The organism is Streptococcus suis, assembly GCF_002964575.1.
Taxonomy (GTDB): Bacteria; Bacillota; Bacilli; order Lactobacillales; family Streptococcaceae; genus Streptococcus; species Streptococcus suis_R.
In genome coordinates this window covers 1-17,003 of the sequence record NZ_POQQ01000056.1, presented here as the reverse complement: position 1 = coordinate 17,003, position 17,003 = coordinate 1, and the positions used below count along the sequence as shown (strand labels likewise).

Annotated in this window: 15 protein-coding genes; 12 read left to right on the top strand and 3 right to left on the bottom strand. The window is 42.2% G+C overall.

Features of this window, described 5'->3' with window-relative positions:
- Positions 1–96: 96 nt before the first annotated feature.
- Together malQ and glgP are read left to right on the top strand one after the other, a co-directional pair.
- The gene (gene malQ, locus C1E58_RS07560) at positions 97–1,605 is read left to right on the top strand and encodes a 4-alpha-glucanotransferase (RefSeq protein WP_105209930.1); all 1,509 of its coding nucleotides are present in this window, start codon (positions 97–99) and stop codon (positions 1,603–1,605) included.
- Positions 1,598–3,862, top strand: a complete 2,265-nt coding sequence (gene glgP / locus C1E58_RS07555; protein ID WP_105209929.1) for a glycogen/starch/alpha-glucan family phosphorylase — start codon at positions 1,598–1,600, stop codon at positions 3,860–3,862. The genes malQ and glgP overlap by 8 nt, the downstream gene beginning before the upstream one ends.
- Before the next feature lie 69 nt (positions 3,863–3,931).
- Here glgP and C1E58_RS07550 read toward each other — a convergent pair whose 3' ends face one another.
- Positions 3,932–4,639, bottom strand: coding sequence for a UTRA domain-containing protein (locus tag C1E58_RS07550; RefSeq protein WP_105209928.1), 708 nt, complete (start codon positions 4,637–4,639; stop codon positions 3,932–3,934).
- A gap of 207 nt (positions 4,640–4,846) precedes the next feature.
- Between C1E58_RS07550 and C1E58_RS07545 the strand changes: the two genes are divergently transcribed.
- The 3 genes from C1E58_RS07545 (at position 4,847) to C1E58_RS07535 (ending at position 8,667) form a co-directional block, all read left to right on the top strand.
- Complete coding sequence (locus C1E58_RS07545) at positions 4,847–5,638, top strand: endonuclease/exonuclease/phosphatase family protein (protein WP_105209927.1); 792 nt, start codon at positions 4,847–4,849, stop codon at positions 5,636–5,638.
- Between the two features lie 36 nt (positions 5,639–5,674).
- On the top strand, positions 5,675–7,843 hold the full coding sequence (locus C1E58_RS07540; RefSeq protein WP_105209926.1) for a PTS transporter subunit IIBC: 2,169 nt from the start codon (positions 5,675–5,677) through the stop codon (positions 7,841–7,843).
- Between the two features lie 107 nt (positions 7,844–7,950).
- Entirely contained in the window at positions 7,951–8,667 is a 717-nt protein-coding gene (locus C1E58_RS07535; RefSeq protein WP_105118565.1) for a YebC/PmpR family DNA-binding transcriptional regulator, read from the top strand.
- Positions 8,668–8,976: 309 nt separating this feature from the next.
- Here C1E58_RS07535 and C1E58_RS07530 read toward each other — a convergent pair whose 3' ends face one another.
- Together C1E58_RS07530 and C1E58_RS07525 are read right to left on the bottom strand one after the other, a co-directional pair.
- Positions 8,977–9,192, bottom strand: coding sequence for a helix-turn-helix domain-containing protein (locus tag C1E58_RS07530; protein ID WP_105209925.1), 216 nt, complete (start codon positions 9,190–9,192; stop codon positions 8,977–8,979).
- A 1-nt stretch (position 9,193) separates the two neighbouring features.
- The gene (locus tag C1E58_RS07525; protein WP_105209924.1) at positions 9,194–9,718 is read right to left on the bottom strand and encodes a hypothetical protein; all 525 of its coding nucleotides are present in this window, start codon (positions 9,716–9,718) and stop codon (positions 9,194–9,196) included.
- Between the two features lie 232 nt (positions 9,719–9,950).
- Here C1E58_RS07525 and C1E58_RS07520 point away from each other — a divergent pair, with 232 nt between their 5' ends.
- The 7 genes from C1E58_RS07520 to C1E58_RS07490 form a co-directional block, all read left to right on the top strand.
- Complete coding sequence (locus C1E58_RS07520) at positions 9,951–10,799, top strand: SAM hydrolase/SAM-dependent halogenase family protein (protein WP_105106884.1); 849 nt, start codon at positions 9,951–9,953, stop codon at positions 10,797–10,799.
- 20 nt (positions 10,800–10,819) lie between these two features.
- Positions 10,820–11,365 carry an ECF-type riboflavin transporter substrate-binding protein gene (locus C1E58_RS07515; RefSeq protein ID WP_105209923.1) on the top strand — a complete coding sequence of 182 codons (546 nt, stop codon included), beginning with the start codon at positions 10,820–10,822 and terminating at the stop codon, positions 11,363–11,365.
- A gap of 137 nt (positions 11,366–11,502) precedes the next feature.
- Complete coding sequence (locus tag C1E58_RS07510; protein ID WP_105113570.1) at positions 11,503–12,429, top strand: hypothetical protein; 927 nt, start codon at positions 11,503–11,505, stop codon at positions 12,427–12,429.
- 112 nt (positions 12,430–12,541) lie between these two features.
- The gene (locus tag C1E58_RS07505) at positions 12,542–13,525 is read left to right on the top strand and encodes a rhodanese-related sulfurtransferase (RefSeq protein ID WP_105209922.1); all 984 of its coding nucleotides are present in this window, start codon (positions 12,542–12,544) and stop codon (positions 13,523–13,525) included.
- Positions 13,526–13,764: 239 nt separating this feature from the next.
- Positions 13,765–15,438: an ABC transporter ATP-binding protein gene (locus C1E58_RS07500; RefSeq protein ID WP_105209921.1), complete on the top strand. Its 1,674-nt coding sequence runs from the start codon at positions 13,765–13,767 to the stop codon at positions 15,436–15,438.
- Positions 15,435–16,268, top strand: coding sequence for an energy-coupling factor transporter transmembrane component T family protein (locus C1E58_RS07495; protein WP_105209920.1), 834 nt, complete (start codon positions 15,435–15,437; stop codon positions 16,266–16,268). Before C1E58_RS07500 ends, C1E58_RS07495 begins: the two co-directional genes overlap by 4 nt.
- Positions 16,269–16,395: 127 nt before the next feature.
- Positions 16,396–17,003, top strand: a 608-nt coding sequence (locus C1E58_RS07490; RefSeq protein WP_161951290.1) for a transposase, incomplete at its 3' end; no start/stop codon positions are given.

Below are 17,003 nucleotides of genomic sequence, written 5' to 3'. Positions count from 1 at the left end.
TTACGTAAAAGTTTTAAAAAAATTGTATAAATCCTTGACAAATGCAAACGTTTGCGTTAAACTATCATTGTAATCGAAAGAAAGGAAAACGTTTTTATGGCGAATCGTACCAGTGGAATTTTAATGCATATTACCTCACTTCCAGGTAAGTTTGGTATCGGTACTTTTGGAAAGCCTGCCTATGACTTTGTAGATTTCTTGGTCGAAACCAAGCAGACCTACTGGCAGCTCCTTCCTCTCACAACGACAAGTTACGGAGATTCACCTTATCAATCATTTTCTGCCATTGCAGGAAATACCCATTTAATTGATTTTGATTTGTTGGCAGAAGAAGATTTATTGGCCAACTTTGACTACCAAGATGTGAAATTTGGGGACAATCCAGAAAAAGTAGACTACGCCTTGATCTATGAGGCTCGCCGTCCGATTTTGGAAAGAGCCGTTAAAAACTTCTTGAGTGATGACAAGCGTAAAGCAGCCTTTCAAGAGTTTGAAAAAGCCAATTCGTCATGGTTAAATGACTATGCGGAATTCATGGCTATTAAAGAACACTTTGGAAACAAGGCCCTACAAGAGTGGGATGACAAGAAAGTTGTTGCTCGAAATGAAGAAGCCCTTGAAAAATACCGCTTGGAATTGGCAGACCAAATTGACTACTTTAAAGTCACTCAATATTTCTTCTTTAGCCAGTGGAAACAGCTAAAAGAATATGCCAATCAAAACCACATTAAGATTATCGGAGACATGCCAATTTATGTTTCTGCTGATAGTGTGGAAGTTTGGACCAAGCCACAGCTCTTCAAATTAGATAGCGAGCGCAAGCCGCTTTATGTGGCAGGTGTGCCAGCAGATAACTTCTCTGCAGATGGCCAGCTTTGGGGCAACCCACTCTACGATTGGGAGCAACATGAAAAGACTGGCTACAACTGGTGGATCTACCGCATTCACGAGAGTTTCAAACTATACGATGTCTTGAGAATTGACCACTTCAAAGGCTTCTCAGATTACTGGCAGGTAGCAGGAGATGCTAAAGTTGCCAAGATTGGTACTTGGGAGCCAGGTCCAGGCTACAATCTCTTCAAGGCGGTCAAGGAAACCCTCGGCGACTTGCCAATTATTGCAGAGGACCTAGGAAATATTGATGCCAAGGCTCGTAAGTTGCTTGCGGATTGCGGCTATCCAGGAATGAAGATTCTAGAATTTGGCTTCTTCGATGTGACTGGACAGAGCATTGACATCCCACACCGTTGCGTACCAAACTCTATCGCCTACACAGGCACACATGATAATGAGGTGGTCAACGGTTGGTATAACAATCTAGAGCCTGAACAACAGGAGTTTGTAGATGCTTATACTAATAGAAAGCCGATTGAGCCAGTGACTCAAGCCATGCTTCGAACACTCTTTGCCACTGTCAGCGACACAGCTATTGCGACCATGCAAGATGTTCTTGACTTGGGCGAAGAAAGCCGCATGAACATGCCTTCAACTGTCGGAGGCAACTGGGAATGGCGAATGAAAGCTGAAGATTTAACCCAGGAACGCAAAGACTTCTTAGTCAAAATGACAACACTATATCAACGAGGAAATGAAAAACATGATTAACTTTACAACTTTTGTAGAAACAAACACGAACAAAAAACTTGCAGAACTCACAAACGAAGAAATCTATCTTCAATTGTTAAACTACGTAAAAGAAGCTGTAGCTACAAAACCAAAAAACACAGGTAAACGCAAGGTTTACTACATCTCAGCAGAGTTCCTTATCGGTAAACTCTTGTCAAACAACTTGATCAACTTGGGTGTCTACAAGGACATTCAGGCAGAATTGGCAGCAGCTGGCAAGTCTTTGGCACAAGTTGAAGATGTGGAGCCAGAACCATCACTTGGTAACGGTGGTCTTGGTCGTTTGGCATCATGTTTTGTGGATTCTATGTCAACACTTGGTATCAACGGTGAGGGTGTTGGTCTCAACTACCACTGCGGTCTCTTCAAACAAGTCTTCAAGGACAACCAACAAGATGCAGAGCCAAACTTCTGGATTGAAAATGATTCTTGGTTGATTCCAACAACTATTAGCTATGATGTTCCATTCAAAAACTTCACTTTGAAATCAAAATTGGACCGTCTTGACATTCTTGGCTATAAAAAAGAAACAAAGAACTACCTTAACTTGTTTGACATTGAGTCTGTCAACTATGACTTGATTACAGAAGGTATCTCATTTGACAAGACAGACATCAAAGAAAACTTGACCCTCTTCTTGTACCCAGATGATTCAGATAAAAATGGTGAGTTGCTTCGTATCTACCAACAATATTTCATGGTATCAAACGCCGCACAACTCTTGATTGATGAAGCGATTGAGCGTGGGTCAAACTTACATGACTTGGCAGACTATGCTTATGTTCAAATCAATGATACTCACCCATCAATGGTGATTCCTGAGTTGATTCGTCTTTTGACTGAAAAACACGGCTTGGAATTTGCTGAAGCAGTGGCAATCGTTAAGAACATGACTGGTTACACAAACCATACTATCTTGGCAGAAGCTCTTGAAAAATGGCCATTGTCATTCTTGGAAGAAGTGGTGCCTCACTTGGTAGATATCATCAAGGAATTGGATGCCTTGGTAGCTAAGGAAGTAGCTGATGTTGCTCTTCACATCATCGATGAGTCTGGTCGTGTGCACATGGCCCACATGGATATCCACTTCTCAAACTCTGTCAACGGGGTTGCGGCTCTCCACACGGAAATCTTGAAAAACTCTGAGTTGAAAGGTTTCTACGAGCTTTATCCAGAAAAATTCAACAACAAGACAAACGGTATCACTTTCCGTCGTTGGTTGGAATTTGCTAACCAAGACCTTGCTGACTACATCAAGGAATTGATTGGCGATGAGTATTTGACAGATGCGACGAAGCTTGAGAAATTGCTTGCCTTTGCGGATAACAAGGAAGTTCATGCTAAGTTGGCGGAAATTAAGCACAACAACAAGTTGGCTCTTAAACGTTACCTGAAAGATAACAAGGGTATCGAATTGGACGAAAACTCTATCATCGATACACAAATCAAACGTTTCCACGAGTACAAACGCCAACAGATGAATGCCTTGTATGTCATTCACAAGTATCTTGAAATCAAGAACGGTAACCTGCCAAAACGTAAAATCACTGTTATCTTCGGTGGTAAAGCAGCCCCAGCTTATATTATCGCTCAAGACATCATTCATTTGATTCTTTGCTTGTCAGAGTTGATCAATAATGATCCAGAAGTAAATAAATACCTCAATGTTCATTTGGTTGAAAACTACAATGTAACTGTTGCTGAAAAACTCATCCCTGCGACAGATATTTCTGAGCAAATCTCATTGGCTTCTAAAGAAGCATCAGGTACTGGTAACATGAAATTCATGCTCAACGGTGCTTTGACACTTGGTACTATGGACGGTGCCAACGTTGAGATTGCAGAGTTGGTTGGCATGGACAATATTTACATATTTGGTAAGGACTCAGATACTATTATCGACTTGTACGACAAGGCTGGTTACGTATCTGCAGACTACTACAATGGCGATGCCAACATCAAACGTGCGGTAGACTTTATCGTCAGCGATGAAGTGCTTGCACTTGGTAATGAAGAGCGTCTTGGTCGTCTGCACCATGAATTGATTTCTAAAGACTGGTTCATGACCTTGATTGACTTGGCGGAGTACATTGAAGTCAAAGAGCAAGTCTTTGCAGACTACGAAGATCAAGAATCTTGGAACAAGAAAGTTGTTCACAACATCGCCAAAGCAGGATTCTTCTCATCTGACCGTACTATTGAACAGTACAACCAAGATATTTGGCATTCAAACTAATACTTTTGCTCTCCTAAATTGAAAAGAATGTTCCTGAGTGGGAACATTCTTTTTTGTATTTTTCATTTTTTACCGTTTGGCCATTGATACAAAAGTGACCTTATCTGGTCGATAGGTGATGGTTCCGTACTGAAAAGGACGGCCGTCCGCCAGAAAGGTGGTACTGGTGACGGAAACCACCATGTCGTAGCCAGCCAGATCAAGCAAGGATTTTTCTTCCTCCGTTGCAAAGCGGAAGGAAATTTCCCGGCGTGAATGAGAGATTCCTAAGCCCAGGTCCGATTCTAGATACTGATAAATCGATTTTTCAGCGATTTCCTTGCTGAGATAGGGAACAATCCTGCGGTCAAAGTAGGAAATCTCATACTCTAATCGTTCTCCGTCAATAGTCCGAACGCGGCTGACACGGTACAGATCCGTCTTTTCATCCACTTCCAATTCCTTCATGACTTCTGGCTGACCTTGTACGATGTAGAGATTGGTCAGTTGGGTCTGGACTTGATGGTGGGCAGAGCGGTTGAGTTCGCTAACGGTCTTCAATTCAGACACGTACGGTTTTCTGATCAGGTTGTGGTCCAAGATAATGGAGTTTCTCCCCTGACGCTTTTGAATATAGCCATCCATTTCTAATAGCGATAGTGCCTTGCGGATAGTATCCTTGGAATAGGAGTAGATCTCCATTAGCTCATTTTCGGTTGGCATCTCCTGATTGGCCTGCCAGATATTTTGTTCAATTTTTTCCTTGATGTCTGCGTAGACTTTTTTATATTTACTCATGGTGACTCCTCAACTCTTCTGTCACTAGTTTAACATATTTAGGAATAATCGTCAGTTTTATAGCTTTTTTAAAAGAATTCTAAAAGAATTACGTAAAAGTTTCTAAATTGTTCCGTAAAAGAGTTGACAAATGGAAACGTTTACGTTACAATTAGTTTACAAATACGGAAACGTTTTATTTTAGAATACGATGAAGAAAGGAGAGCTATGAAATTACTAACAGTTAATGTCCATGCCTGGTTAGAAGAAAATCAAGACAAAAAGTTGGACATACTTGCTCAGACCATTGCTCAAAAGCAATACGATGTGATTGCCCTGCAAGAAGTCAATCAACTGATGACGAGTCCCTTGGTGACCAGAGAACTGCGCCAGGATAATTATGGTTTGGTTTTGCTTGAAAAGCTGAAAGAGCTGGGAGTAGCAGAATATTCTTATTTCTGGTCCAATTCTCATATCGGATATGATAAGTATGATGAAGGGATTGCCTTTCTCACAAGATTACCGGTCTACGAAGTGGATGCCTTCTACTGTAGTCAGCACCAAGATTTGACATCAATCCTGTCTCGCAAGATTATTGGCTTGACAGTGGCATATGGGAATGAGTTGATAGATTTGTATTCCTGCCATATCAATCTTCCTGATAGTCAAGAAGAAAATCAGTTGGAAAATATTCGCTCGATTATTGAGAGAACGGATTCGAATCGATTGAAAATCCTCATGGGTGATTTCAATACAGATGCTTTATCAAATCCCCAAGCCTATCAAGCTATCAAGGACCTGGGCCTTTATGATAGTTATGATTTGGCAGCGGACAAGGATAGCGGTATCACTGTTGAAAAAGCTATTGACGGATGGGAAGGTCATAGCCAGGAAAAACGTCTGGACTATGTGTTCTTAAATCAGGAAAGACAGGTTCAATCCAGTCGAGTGATGTTCAACGGGGACAATCTTCCTGTAATATCGGACCACTTTGGTGTGGAAGTAAGATTAAGTATTTAATGGTCAAGAGACCAAGAAAAATTTAAGGAGAAAAACATGAAAAAATTTCTTAGTTTCGAATTTTGGCAAAAATTCGGTAAGTGTTTGATGGTCGTGATTGCCGTTATGCCAGCGGCAGGTCTCATGGTTTCTATCGGAAACTCGATTCCACTAATCAGCCCGGAATCAGAACTCTTGATTCGTATCGGGAACATCATTGCCCAAATCGGTTGGGGGATTATCGGAAACCTTCACTTGCTCTTTGCCTTGGCTATCGGTGGTAGCTGGGCTAAGGAAAAGGCTGGTGGTGCCTTCTCAGCAGGTCTTGCCTTCATCCTTATTAACTTGATTACAGGTCACTTCTTTGGTGTGACAACTGACATGTTGGCAGATGCAGAAGCGACAGTCAGCACAGTCTTCGGGACACAAATCCCAGTTTCAGGTTATTTCGTCAATATCTTGGGCCAACCTGCGCTTAACATGGGTGTCTTCGTTGGTATCATTGCTGGTTTTGTAGGGGCAACAACCTATAACAAATACTACAATTACCGCAAATTACCAGATGTATTGACTTTCTTTAACGGCAAACGCTTCGTACCATTTGTGGTCATCTATCGTTCTGTGCTTGTGGCACTTGGTTTGGCAATTTTCTGGCCAATCGTTCAAACAGGTATCAACAGCTTTGGTAAATGGATTGCGACTTCACAAGAAACAGCTCCAATCTTGGCACCATTTGTTTACGGTACCTTGGAACGTTTGCTTCTTCCATTCGGTCTTCACCACATGTTGACCATTCCAATGAACTATACATCACTTGGCGGTACCTATGACATCTTGACAGGTGCTCAAGCAGGTACACAGGTATTTGGACAAGATCCGCTTTGGTTGGCTTGGATCACAGACTTGATTTACCTGAAAGATGCAGGCGACATGGCTCAGTACAATGATCTCCTTGCTAATGTAACACCAGCTCGTTTCAAAGTTGGTCAAATGATTGGTTCATCAGGTATCCTTATGGGCTTGACCTATGCTATGTATCGCAACGTTGATCCAGATAAGAAGAAAAAATACAAAGGTATGTTCCTATCTTCTGCACTTGCTGTCTTCTTGACAGGTGTAACAGAACCAATCGAGTTCATGTTCATGTTTGCGGCAATGCCACTTTATGTCGTTTATGCTTTTGTGCAAGGTGCGGCTTTTGCCATGGCTGATGTTGTCAACTTGCGTATGCACTCATTTGGTAATATCGAATTCCTTACACGTACACCGATGGCGATTAAAGCCGGTATCGGTATGGATGTAGTTAACTTCATTTGGGTAACAGCCCTCTTTGCAGTTGCAATGTACTTCATTGCCAACTTCATGATTCAAAAATTCAACCTAGCAACAGCTGGACGCAATGGCAACTATGATACAGAAACAACGGATGTGGTTTCAAATTCAAACGTAGATACTGCAGATGCTAATTCACAAGTGGTACAAATCATCAACTTGCTTGGTGGTCGAGATAATATCGCAGATGTGGATGCTTGTATGACTCGTCTTCGTGTAAGTGTCAAAGATGTGGCACAGGTTGGAGATGAAAATGCTTGGAAACAGGCTGGTGCTATGGGCTTGATTATCAAGGACTCAGGTGTTCAAGCAGTCTATGGACCAAAAGCAGATGTTCTCAAATCAGACATTCAAGACTTGCTAGAATCTGGCGTAGCCATCCCTCGTACGGAAATTGTTGCGACTGAAACAGTAGTTGAGAAAGCACAATTCAAGGGTGTGACCGAGGCAGTTTATGCTGTTGCTGAAGGTCAAGCCATTGCCATCACAGAAGTGAAAGATCCGGTCTTCTCACAAAAAATGATGGGTGACGGTTATGCAGTTGAGCCTAGCTCCGGCAATGTTTATGCACCAGTTTCAGGTATTGTAACCAGTGTCTTCCCAACCAAACACGCTGTCGGTATTTTGTCTGACAAGGGTGTAGAAGTCTTGGTGCACGTCGGCCTAGATACGGTTGCGCTAAACGGTGCTCCATTCTCAGCTAAGGTTACAGATGGTCAACGCGTTGAAGCAGGCGACTTGCTCCTTGTTGCAGATCTGGATGCCATTCGCTCAGCAGGACGTGAAACAACCATCGTCGTTGCCTTCACAAACACAGCAGAAATCAAATCTGTCAGCCTTGAAAATCTTGGACAGGTCGGTCAAGATAGCCAAGTTGCGACAGTTGAGTTGTAAGATAAAAAGACAAGTTCATGTGAGCTTGTCTTTTGTTTTAAAAATCTTCTCAATCCTTGCCATTTATGGTATAATAAAGCGATTTTATAAAATGTAGGAGGTTCCCCATGGGACGTAAATGGGCCAATATTGTAGCCAAGAAAACCGCAAAAGACGGTGCTAACTCAAAAGTTTACGCCAAATTTGGTGTTGAAATCTATGTAGCAGCGAAAAAGGGTGACCCAGATCCAGAAACAAACTCAGCGCTGAAATTTGTTATCGACCGTGCTAAGCAAGCGCAGGTTCCAAAACACATCATTGACAAGGCCATTGACAAGGCAAAAGGAAACACAGACGAAACCTTCGTGGAAGGTCGTTACGAAGGCTTTGGACCAAATGGTTCTATGATTATCGTTGATACTTTGACATCAAACGTAAACCGTACCGCAGCCAATGTTCGCTCTGCCTTTGGTAAAAACGGCGGTAACATGGGTGCGTCTGGTTCCGTATCATTCATGTTTGATAAAAAAGGCGTGGTTGTCTTTGCTGGTGATGATGCAGACGCCATCTTCGAATTGCTCCTTGAAGCAGATGTTGAAGTCGATGATGTAGAAGCAGAAGACGGAACAATCACTGTTTATACAGCACCAACTGATTTGCACAAGGCAATTGTGGCTTTGAAAGAATCAGGCATTGAAGAGTTTAACGTTACTGAACTTGAAATGATTCCACAATCAGAAGTATCACTTGACGGCGATGACCTCGCAACATTTGAAAAACTCTACGACGCCCTCGAAGACGACGAAGATGTCCAAAAAATCTACACAAATGTAGATGGCTTTTAATAAAAATGACTGTCCGGGGGACAGTCATTTTTATTAAAAGGTTGGAGATTGGAACTGCCGGCAGGCAGTTTTCTTTATACTCAAAAGTCCGGGTGACAGTTATTTTTATTAAAAGGTTGGAGATAGGAACTGCCGGCAGGCAGTTTTCTTTGTACTCAAAAGTCCGGGGGACAGTCATTTTTATTAAAAGGTTGGAAATAGAAATCGTCGGTAGACGATTCTCATTGTAAGTGGGACGTCCTAGAAGGTTGGAAATGAGAACCAGCGGTAGCTGGTTTTCTTTGCAGCCTTAAATCTAGGAGAACCCTATCACTCTTCATCATCCACATATTCTAAAATATCTCCTGGCTGGCAGTCTAGAATTCGGCAGATGCTCATCAAGGTATTGAAACGAATACCTTTTGCCTTGCCTGTCTTGAGAATGGACAGATTGGCTTCGGTGATGCCGACTTGCTCTGCTAGGTCCTTGGAAGTCATTTGTCGGTCTTTGAGGACCTTGTCTAGGTTTACGCGAATCATTTCCATATCAGATAAACTCACTGTTCTCAGTTGCTAATTGTTGCCCTTTTTGAACCAATCTCCAGACAAAATAAGTTGCGAGGAGGAAGAGGGCGTTGAGGATAAAGTCTGACCAGCGAAGATTGAGGAAGTTGGTTGGTCCAGTAGCATTTGTCAAAGCAATCAAGCTGGTTAGGCAAAATTGCCCAGCAGTCAAGACGAGCAAACTGATGAAGAGTTTCTGATAAAGTTCCAGACTAGCTGAAGCGAAATAATCTTCTTCCAGAAGCAATTTACATAACTTTTGAAGCAAGTGAGCAATGTGACTGAGTACCGCCAAGATGATTAAGATTAATCCACTTGTTAAAAGGATGAGCCAAACACTAATCTGGTCAATGGGTTTGTTAAAGGTGTATTCCCAAGAGCCTATCACAAATGAGTCGCCTCTGAAACCAGCCAGGCTAAAGAAAATATTGCCTGCAATTAATAAATAGAAGAAGAAACGAACACAAGCAGCCACAATGCCAGCTGTTTTGAGTAGATTGGTTTTCATAGCAAACCTCCGATTATTATTGTTTTATGATAATATTATCTGTAAAATTATTATAAAACAATAATTTTTGAAATGCAAGTGTTTTATTAAAAAATTTATTTTTTGTGTGACTGAGAAAGTTTGTAGTATTATCTAGTTATAATAGATAACTATAACCGTCCCTAGAAAATAGCTATTTGAAAGCTTGTAGCTTTTCTGTTATGATAGAACAGTATCATTTTTAGGAGGAGCTATGTCAAATAATTTACTTGTTTTACAATCTGACTTTGGTCTAGTAGATGGTGCTGTGTCAGCTATGATTGGTGTGGCTCTTCAGGAGTCGCGTGACCTAGTAGTTCACAACCTCACCCACGATATTACACCCTACAACATTTTTGAAGGCTCTTACCGTCTTTTTCAGACAGTTGAATATTGGCCGGAAGGTACAACTTTTGTCTCGGTTGTTGACCCAGGAGTAGGCTCTAAGCGTAAAAGTGTGGTGGCTTTGACGGAACAAAACCACTATATCGTTACCCCGGATAACGGAACGCTTTCTTTCATCAAGAAACATGTGGGCATTAAGGCTGTTCGTGAAATTTCAGAAGTAGCCAACCGTAGAGCCAACACGGAGCATTCCTACACCTTTCACGGTCGCGATGTGTATGCTTACACAGGTGCCAAATTAGCATCTGGTCATATCAGCTTTGAAGAAGTGGGTCCAGAGTTGGATGTAGCTTCCATCGTTGAAATTCCAACTGTACCGACTGAAATCGGTCAGGACTTTGTAAAAGGAGCAATCGATATTTTGGATGTTCGTTTTGGTTCACTTTGGACCTCCATCACGCGTGAGGAATTTTATACTTTGAATCCTCAGTTTGAGGACCGCTTTGAAGTGACCATCTACAACAACGATATGTTGGTCTATCAAAACCAAGTGACCTATGGTAAGTCCTTTGCGGATGTGAGAATTGGTCAACCCTTGCTCTATATCAACTCGCTCTACCGAGTGGGATTGGCTATTAACCAAGGTTCCTTTGCCAAGGCCTATAATGTTGGTGTCGGTCAAAACTGGCACATTGAAATCAAACGCATTAGTAATTAAAGAATTGTAAGGAGATACTTATGAAAAATCATTCAATCAGAACTGTCGTTGCGACCGGTATCGGCGCTGCCCTCTTTGTTGTCATTGGCTTGCTAATCAATATTCCTACCTTTGTTCCCAATACTTCTATTCAGCTCCAATATGCTGTTCAGGCACTTTTGTCAGTCGTGTTTGGTCCGGTAGTTGGCTTCTTTGTTGGTTTTATTGGGCATACGCTTAAGGATTCCTTGACATACGGTCCATGGTGGTCATGGATTTTAGCCTCAGGAGTAGTTGGTTTGGTCATTGGTTTTGCCAAAAATCGTCTTCGTGTCCAAGAAGGGATTTTTGAAGGAAAAGATATTTTGGTTTTCAATATTTTCCAAGTTGTAGCCAATGTCATCGCATGGGGGATTATCGCTCCAGTTTTGGATATCGTCATTTATAGTGAAGCTGCCAATAAGGTTTTCACTCAAGGCTTGGTAGCAGGAGTTGTCAATAGCATTACAATAGCCATTGCTGGTACAATCCTTCTTGGCGTATATGCTCGTTCGCAAACCAAAACAGGCAGCTTGTCAAAAGATTAATGTTTTTCCAATCCTGTAGATGTAAAAATAGAATAAGTTCAAATGATGTGTTCAACCTAGAAAATTTCTAGGTTGATTTTTTTGAGAAAACAATTGATAGTATGATATAATAATATAAAAGAAGGGAGGGATTATGTATGGCTTGGACAGAAGAAAATCTAGCTCCTCTCATTCACTCTATTCTCAATCCAGGTGAGGAGATACTAACGATTTATCAGTCAGAAAGGACGGATTCTCTCTATGTCTGTGTCCTGTGGAATACCTGTTATTATAAGGTCTTTCGTATCAGCAATCATTCTTCCACCTCAAGCTATAAGCAACCGACCTTCTATGACTTTCACGGAGAATTTTATATGAAGGGGGCTATCCGAAACTACCTTTATCAAGAGGGAAGCTGGTACGCCTTAACCAAACAAGGTTACTACTTGCTTCAATTTTTCCAGAAGGCTTGGGATGTCAAGCAGGATATTTTTGCAAGTTGGTATAAAGGAAGGTTGCAGGTTCGGTTGCTCATAGAGGAAGAAGAAGGAAACTGTATGGTTCACTACCGGTTTCCTGATCATCAGGCTAGGGAGGTTGAGCGCCTTTTGGCATCAGGCTTACTAACAGCCACCTATCTTTCTCGTTCCTCTCTCAAGTTACGGATTAGCCGGTTTGTAGCACCCTATATAGAGGTTATCCGACAAAGCCACCTCTACCGTAAAAAACCGAGTAAATCCATGCTTCAATGGGAAAAATACCAGTCCCAATTGATTGAGCTTCAAAGGACTTACCGTTTGGTAGAAGAACCACCACCATCTACACTTATTGGAAAATGCCTGCGCAGGCTACAATTTTATCTTTGCTCTGCTATTGTCAGCTACTGGGAAGAAGTGATAAGAGATGTGGAATGGCAGGAGAGCGAGGAAGTGGAGGAACCTAAAAAAACGGATAAACAGAGCAATCCTATCGAGGATAAGTGGCAGAAAAATATTTCTAAGCGACACAAGCGAAAAGTGGGGCAACTTATTGGAGATGACACCTTGGAAAAATTAGAGAAACTCAAATCTGAATTGGAAGAATAAGTTTCAGTTCAGATTTTTGTTTTTTAGTCTTGTAAGCGGTATAATAGTCCTTGACTTTTATGAGAAATGTCAGAAATCTATCATCTATTGCAAAGATTGAGAAGGAGAAATCATGTCAAAAGACATTCGCGTATTGTTATATTACAAGTATGTTCCAATTGAAAATGCCAAAGAATATGCTGCAGAGCACTTGGCTTTCTGTCAGTCTATCGGACTCAAAGGCCGTATCTTGATTGCCGACGAAGGTATCAACGGTACCGTTTCTGGTGACTATGAAACAACTCAAAAATACATGGGCTATGTTCATGCCAACCCATTGTTCAGCGATTTGTGGTTTAAGATTGACGAAGAAAATGAGCAAGCTTTCAAGAAAATGTTTGTTCGTTATAAAAAAGAAATCGTTCACCTTGGTCTAGAAGACAACGACTTCGACAGTGACATTGACCCACTTGTAACAACAGGTGCTTATTTGTCACCAAAAGAATTCAAGGAAGCTCTTTTGGACGAAGACACAGTTGTTCTAGATACCCGTAATGACTACGAGTACGACCTTGGGCATTTCCGTGGTGCCATCCGCCCAGACATCCGCAACTTCCGTGAATTGCCACAATGGGTCCGTGATAACAAAGAGAAATTCATGGACAAGCGCGTAGTTGTTTACTGTACTGGTGGTGTTCGCTGTGAGAAATTCTCAGGCTGGATGGTTCGTGAAGGTTACAAGGATGTCGGTCAGTTGCACGGTGGTATCGCAACCTATGGTAAAGACCCAGAAGTTCGTGGTGAATTGTGGGATGGTAAGATGTACGTCTTTGACGAGCGTATCGCTGTCGATGTTAACCATGTTAACCCAGTTGTCGTTGGTAAGGACTGGTTTGATGGTACACCATGTGAGCGCTATGTCAACTGTGGCAACCCATTCTGTAACCGCCGTATCTTGACATCAGAAGAAAACGAGCACAAGTATGTTCGTGGCTGTTCAGCTGAATGCCGTGCTCATGAGCGCAACCGTTACATCACTGAAAACGGCTTGACCCGTCAAGAATGGGCAGAGCGCTTGGAAGCGATTGGGGAAACCTTGGCTCCAGCAAATGCCTAATAACATCAAGATTGCATTGAGAAATCAGTGCAATTTTTCTTTTCCTGTCTTGTGCTGTCTGTTACTTGGTGAGTGCTAGGAACGAAAGAGTTAACCAGTATTTTCCAAGCTAGGCCGAATGAATAGAAATAAGTAGTTCACGAAGAAGCGTCCCCTTTAATCGTTCGTCATAGCTTATGGATTGGGAGAAAGGGAGAATTCTTCCTTTTTTTCATGCTGGATTCTGATATAATAGGAATATGAAAAAAGTCATCGAATTTAAGAATTTTTCCTTTAAATACAATGCGCAGACGGATGCGACCTTACATGGTATTGATTTGACCATTTATGAAGGAGAGAAGGTGCTGATTATTGGGCCATCTGGTTCAGGTAAGTCCACTCTCGGTCAGGTCTTGAATGGGATTATCCCTGCCATCCATAAGGGAACCCATACAGGGGATTTTGAACTGATGGGGGTCTCTGCCTTTGACCAGTCTATTTACCAAAAATCTCTTCTGGTCAGCACCGTTTTGCAGGATACGGATGGTCAGTTTATTGGGCTTTCTGTAGCGGAAGATTTGGCTTTTGCGCTGGAAAATGACATGGAAACCTTGGCGACCATGAAGGAACGAGTTCATGACTGGGCTGTACGCTTGGACTTAAAAGAACTGTTGAACCTTCGTCCCCAGGATCTTTCGGGAGGTCAGAAGCAACGGGTCAGTCTTGCGGGGGTCCTAATCGATGAAAGTCCGATTTTGCTATTCGATGAACCCTTGGCTAATTTGGATCCAAAATCTGGACAGGATACCATTGACTTGATTGATCGTTTGCATGCACAAGAGGGAACGACGACCATTATTATTGAGCACCGCTTAGAAGATGTCCTCTATCGTCAGGTAGATAGGATTGTACTGATAAACGAAGGGCGGATGTTGTTTAATGGTCATCCAGATCAGCTCCTGCAGACCAGTCTTCTCAAAGAAAATGGCATCCGTGAGCCGCTTTATATTTCCACCTTACGAGCCTTGGGTTATCCCATCCAAACAGCGGGTCAGCTCTCTTCAGTTTGGGATATTGATTTGGGTCAATTAGAAATGGGCAAACTCCCTGAAATCAGCTTGGAAGAAGTGGCAAAGGAAGTTTTGCTTGAAGTACGTGATTTACAATTTGCCTACTCGGATAGGCTCATTCTTTCAGATATCCATTTGAAGATACATAAAGGTGAGCGTTTGGCCATTGTCGGGAAAAATGGAGCTGGAAAATCAACCTTGGCCAAGGCCTTGTGTGCCTTTATCCAACCCGATGGGGAAATGCTGTGGCAGGGGCAATCAATCAAGGATGATTCTGTCAAAGAGAGGGCGGAGCGGATTGGCTATGTCCTTCAGAATCCAAATCAGATGATCAGTCAGACCATGATTTTTGATGAAGTGGCCCTTGGCTTGCGAATGAGGGGAGTGACTGAGAAGGAAATTGAAGCCAGGGTCTTTAAGATTTTAGAGGTCTGTGGTTTGTACCAGTACCGCAAGTGGCCGATTTCAGCCCTGTCCTACGGTCAGAAGAAGCGGGTGACCATTGCTTCTATCTTGGTGCTCAATCCTGAGATTATTCTATTGGATGAGCCGACGGCTGGTCAGGATCAACGTCACTATCAGGAAATGAGGGACTTCTTGGACCAACTAAATGCCCAGGGGCACACCATTGTGATGATTACCCATGACATGCAGTTGATGTTGGATTACTCGGATAGGGCTATTGTTGTGGTGGATGGACAGATTATTGCGGATGCTAGTCCTGCTGAAATCTTGTCAGATGCACAAGTCATAGAAGAGGCTAATTTGAAAGAAACATCCATATTCCACTTGGCGGAACGTTTAGGCGTTAATCCACTGGAATTGACTATGTTTTACATGCAAGCAGAAAGGAGGGGGCAATGAGTCAACAACATTTAATTGGTTATCATAAGGGAACAGGCTTTATTTATGATTTGTCTGCTGTGAGTAAGCTCTTATTTTTCTTGATTGTGACCATTCTTGCAATGGTGACCTACGATACGCGTTTGATTGCCTTTATTGCTCTATTTTCGCTTTCCTTGTTTAAATTATCAGGTATTCGCTATAAGGATGTTTCCTTTGTCTTGCTGTTGACCATTGTCTTTGCCCTGCTTAACGCTCTGATGGTGCATCTTTTTGCTCCAAGATACGGAGTGGAGCTATATGGTGCGGAGACGGTTTTGATCTCTGGTTTGGGTCCCTATTCTCTAACCAGTCAACAACTCTTTTATCTTGTCAATCTACTCTTGAAGTATTTTTGTACAGTACCCCTGGCCCTTGTCTTTTTGATGACCACTCACCCAAGCCAATTTGCCTCAAGTTTAAATCAGATTGGGGTATCCTACAAAGTTGCTTATGCGGTTAGTTTGACCATGCGGTACATTCCGGATATTCAGGAGGAGTTTTATACCATTCGGATGTCCCAGGAAGCGCGTGGTTTGGAGTTGTCCAATAAGGGCAAGTTAATGGACCGTATCAAGGGGAATCTTGCTCTGGTCATTCCTTTGATTTTTAGTTCTTTAGAGCGGATTGATACCATTTCAATGGCTATGGAGCTGCGTCGTTTTGGGAAAAACAAAATGCGGACCTGGTACACCTACCAAGCCCTGCAAAGAGTGGATTATCTCGTTCTAGCCCTTATTGTAATTCTAGTTCTAATTACAATCGGTCTGTTAGTTGTAAACGGTGGTCGTTTTTACAACCCGTGGAGATAGAAAAGAGGCTGGGCAAAAACTAGCCGCTCACATATAAAAAAACGAGCAATTCCAATTAGGATTTGCTCGTTTTCCATTTCATGCTTTATAATTATAATAACGACAAAACAACTAGAAAGGCATGAAAATGTATAAACAGTATAACACAAATCAGTTAAGTTTGGAATTAAATCTTGCTTGGGATTTACCTGCTACTCACGAGGCTCGTCTGATTAGTCAGTTTGTGGATACCATTCCTTTATCCGTTCTATTAGAAGAAACTTCCCATACTGGTCGTTCAGCCTTTCATCCAGCCATGTTGCTCAAAATGACCCTGTTTGCCTATGCTCGTCAGGTATTCTCTGGTCGGAAAATCGTTCAAATGAATGAAGAAGTCATTCCTATGAAATGGCTGAGTCAGGATACCTATGTCTGTTATCGGACCATAAACAGTTTTCGGGCTAGCACACACGCCAACCAGCTCATCAAAACTGCCTTCATCTACTTCACTCTCCTCCTCAGAGAGAATGGCTTGATTGAAGATGAGGCTCTCTTCATTGACGGGACTAAGGTAGAAGCTGATGCCAACAAGTATTCTTTCACGTGGAAAAAGGCCGTTGAACGCTATGAAGATGCCTTGAATGGAAACATTTCTGCCCTTTATGACAAGCTAGTTCAAGAAGGGGTGAATACTGCCTTGTCCAAGGAAGAATGCCTCACTAGCGAGGGACTCAAACAACTCCTACATGAGACAGA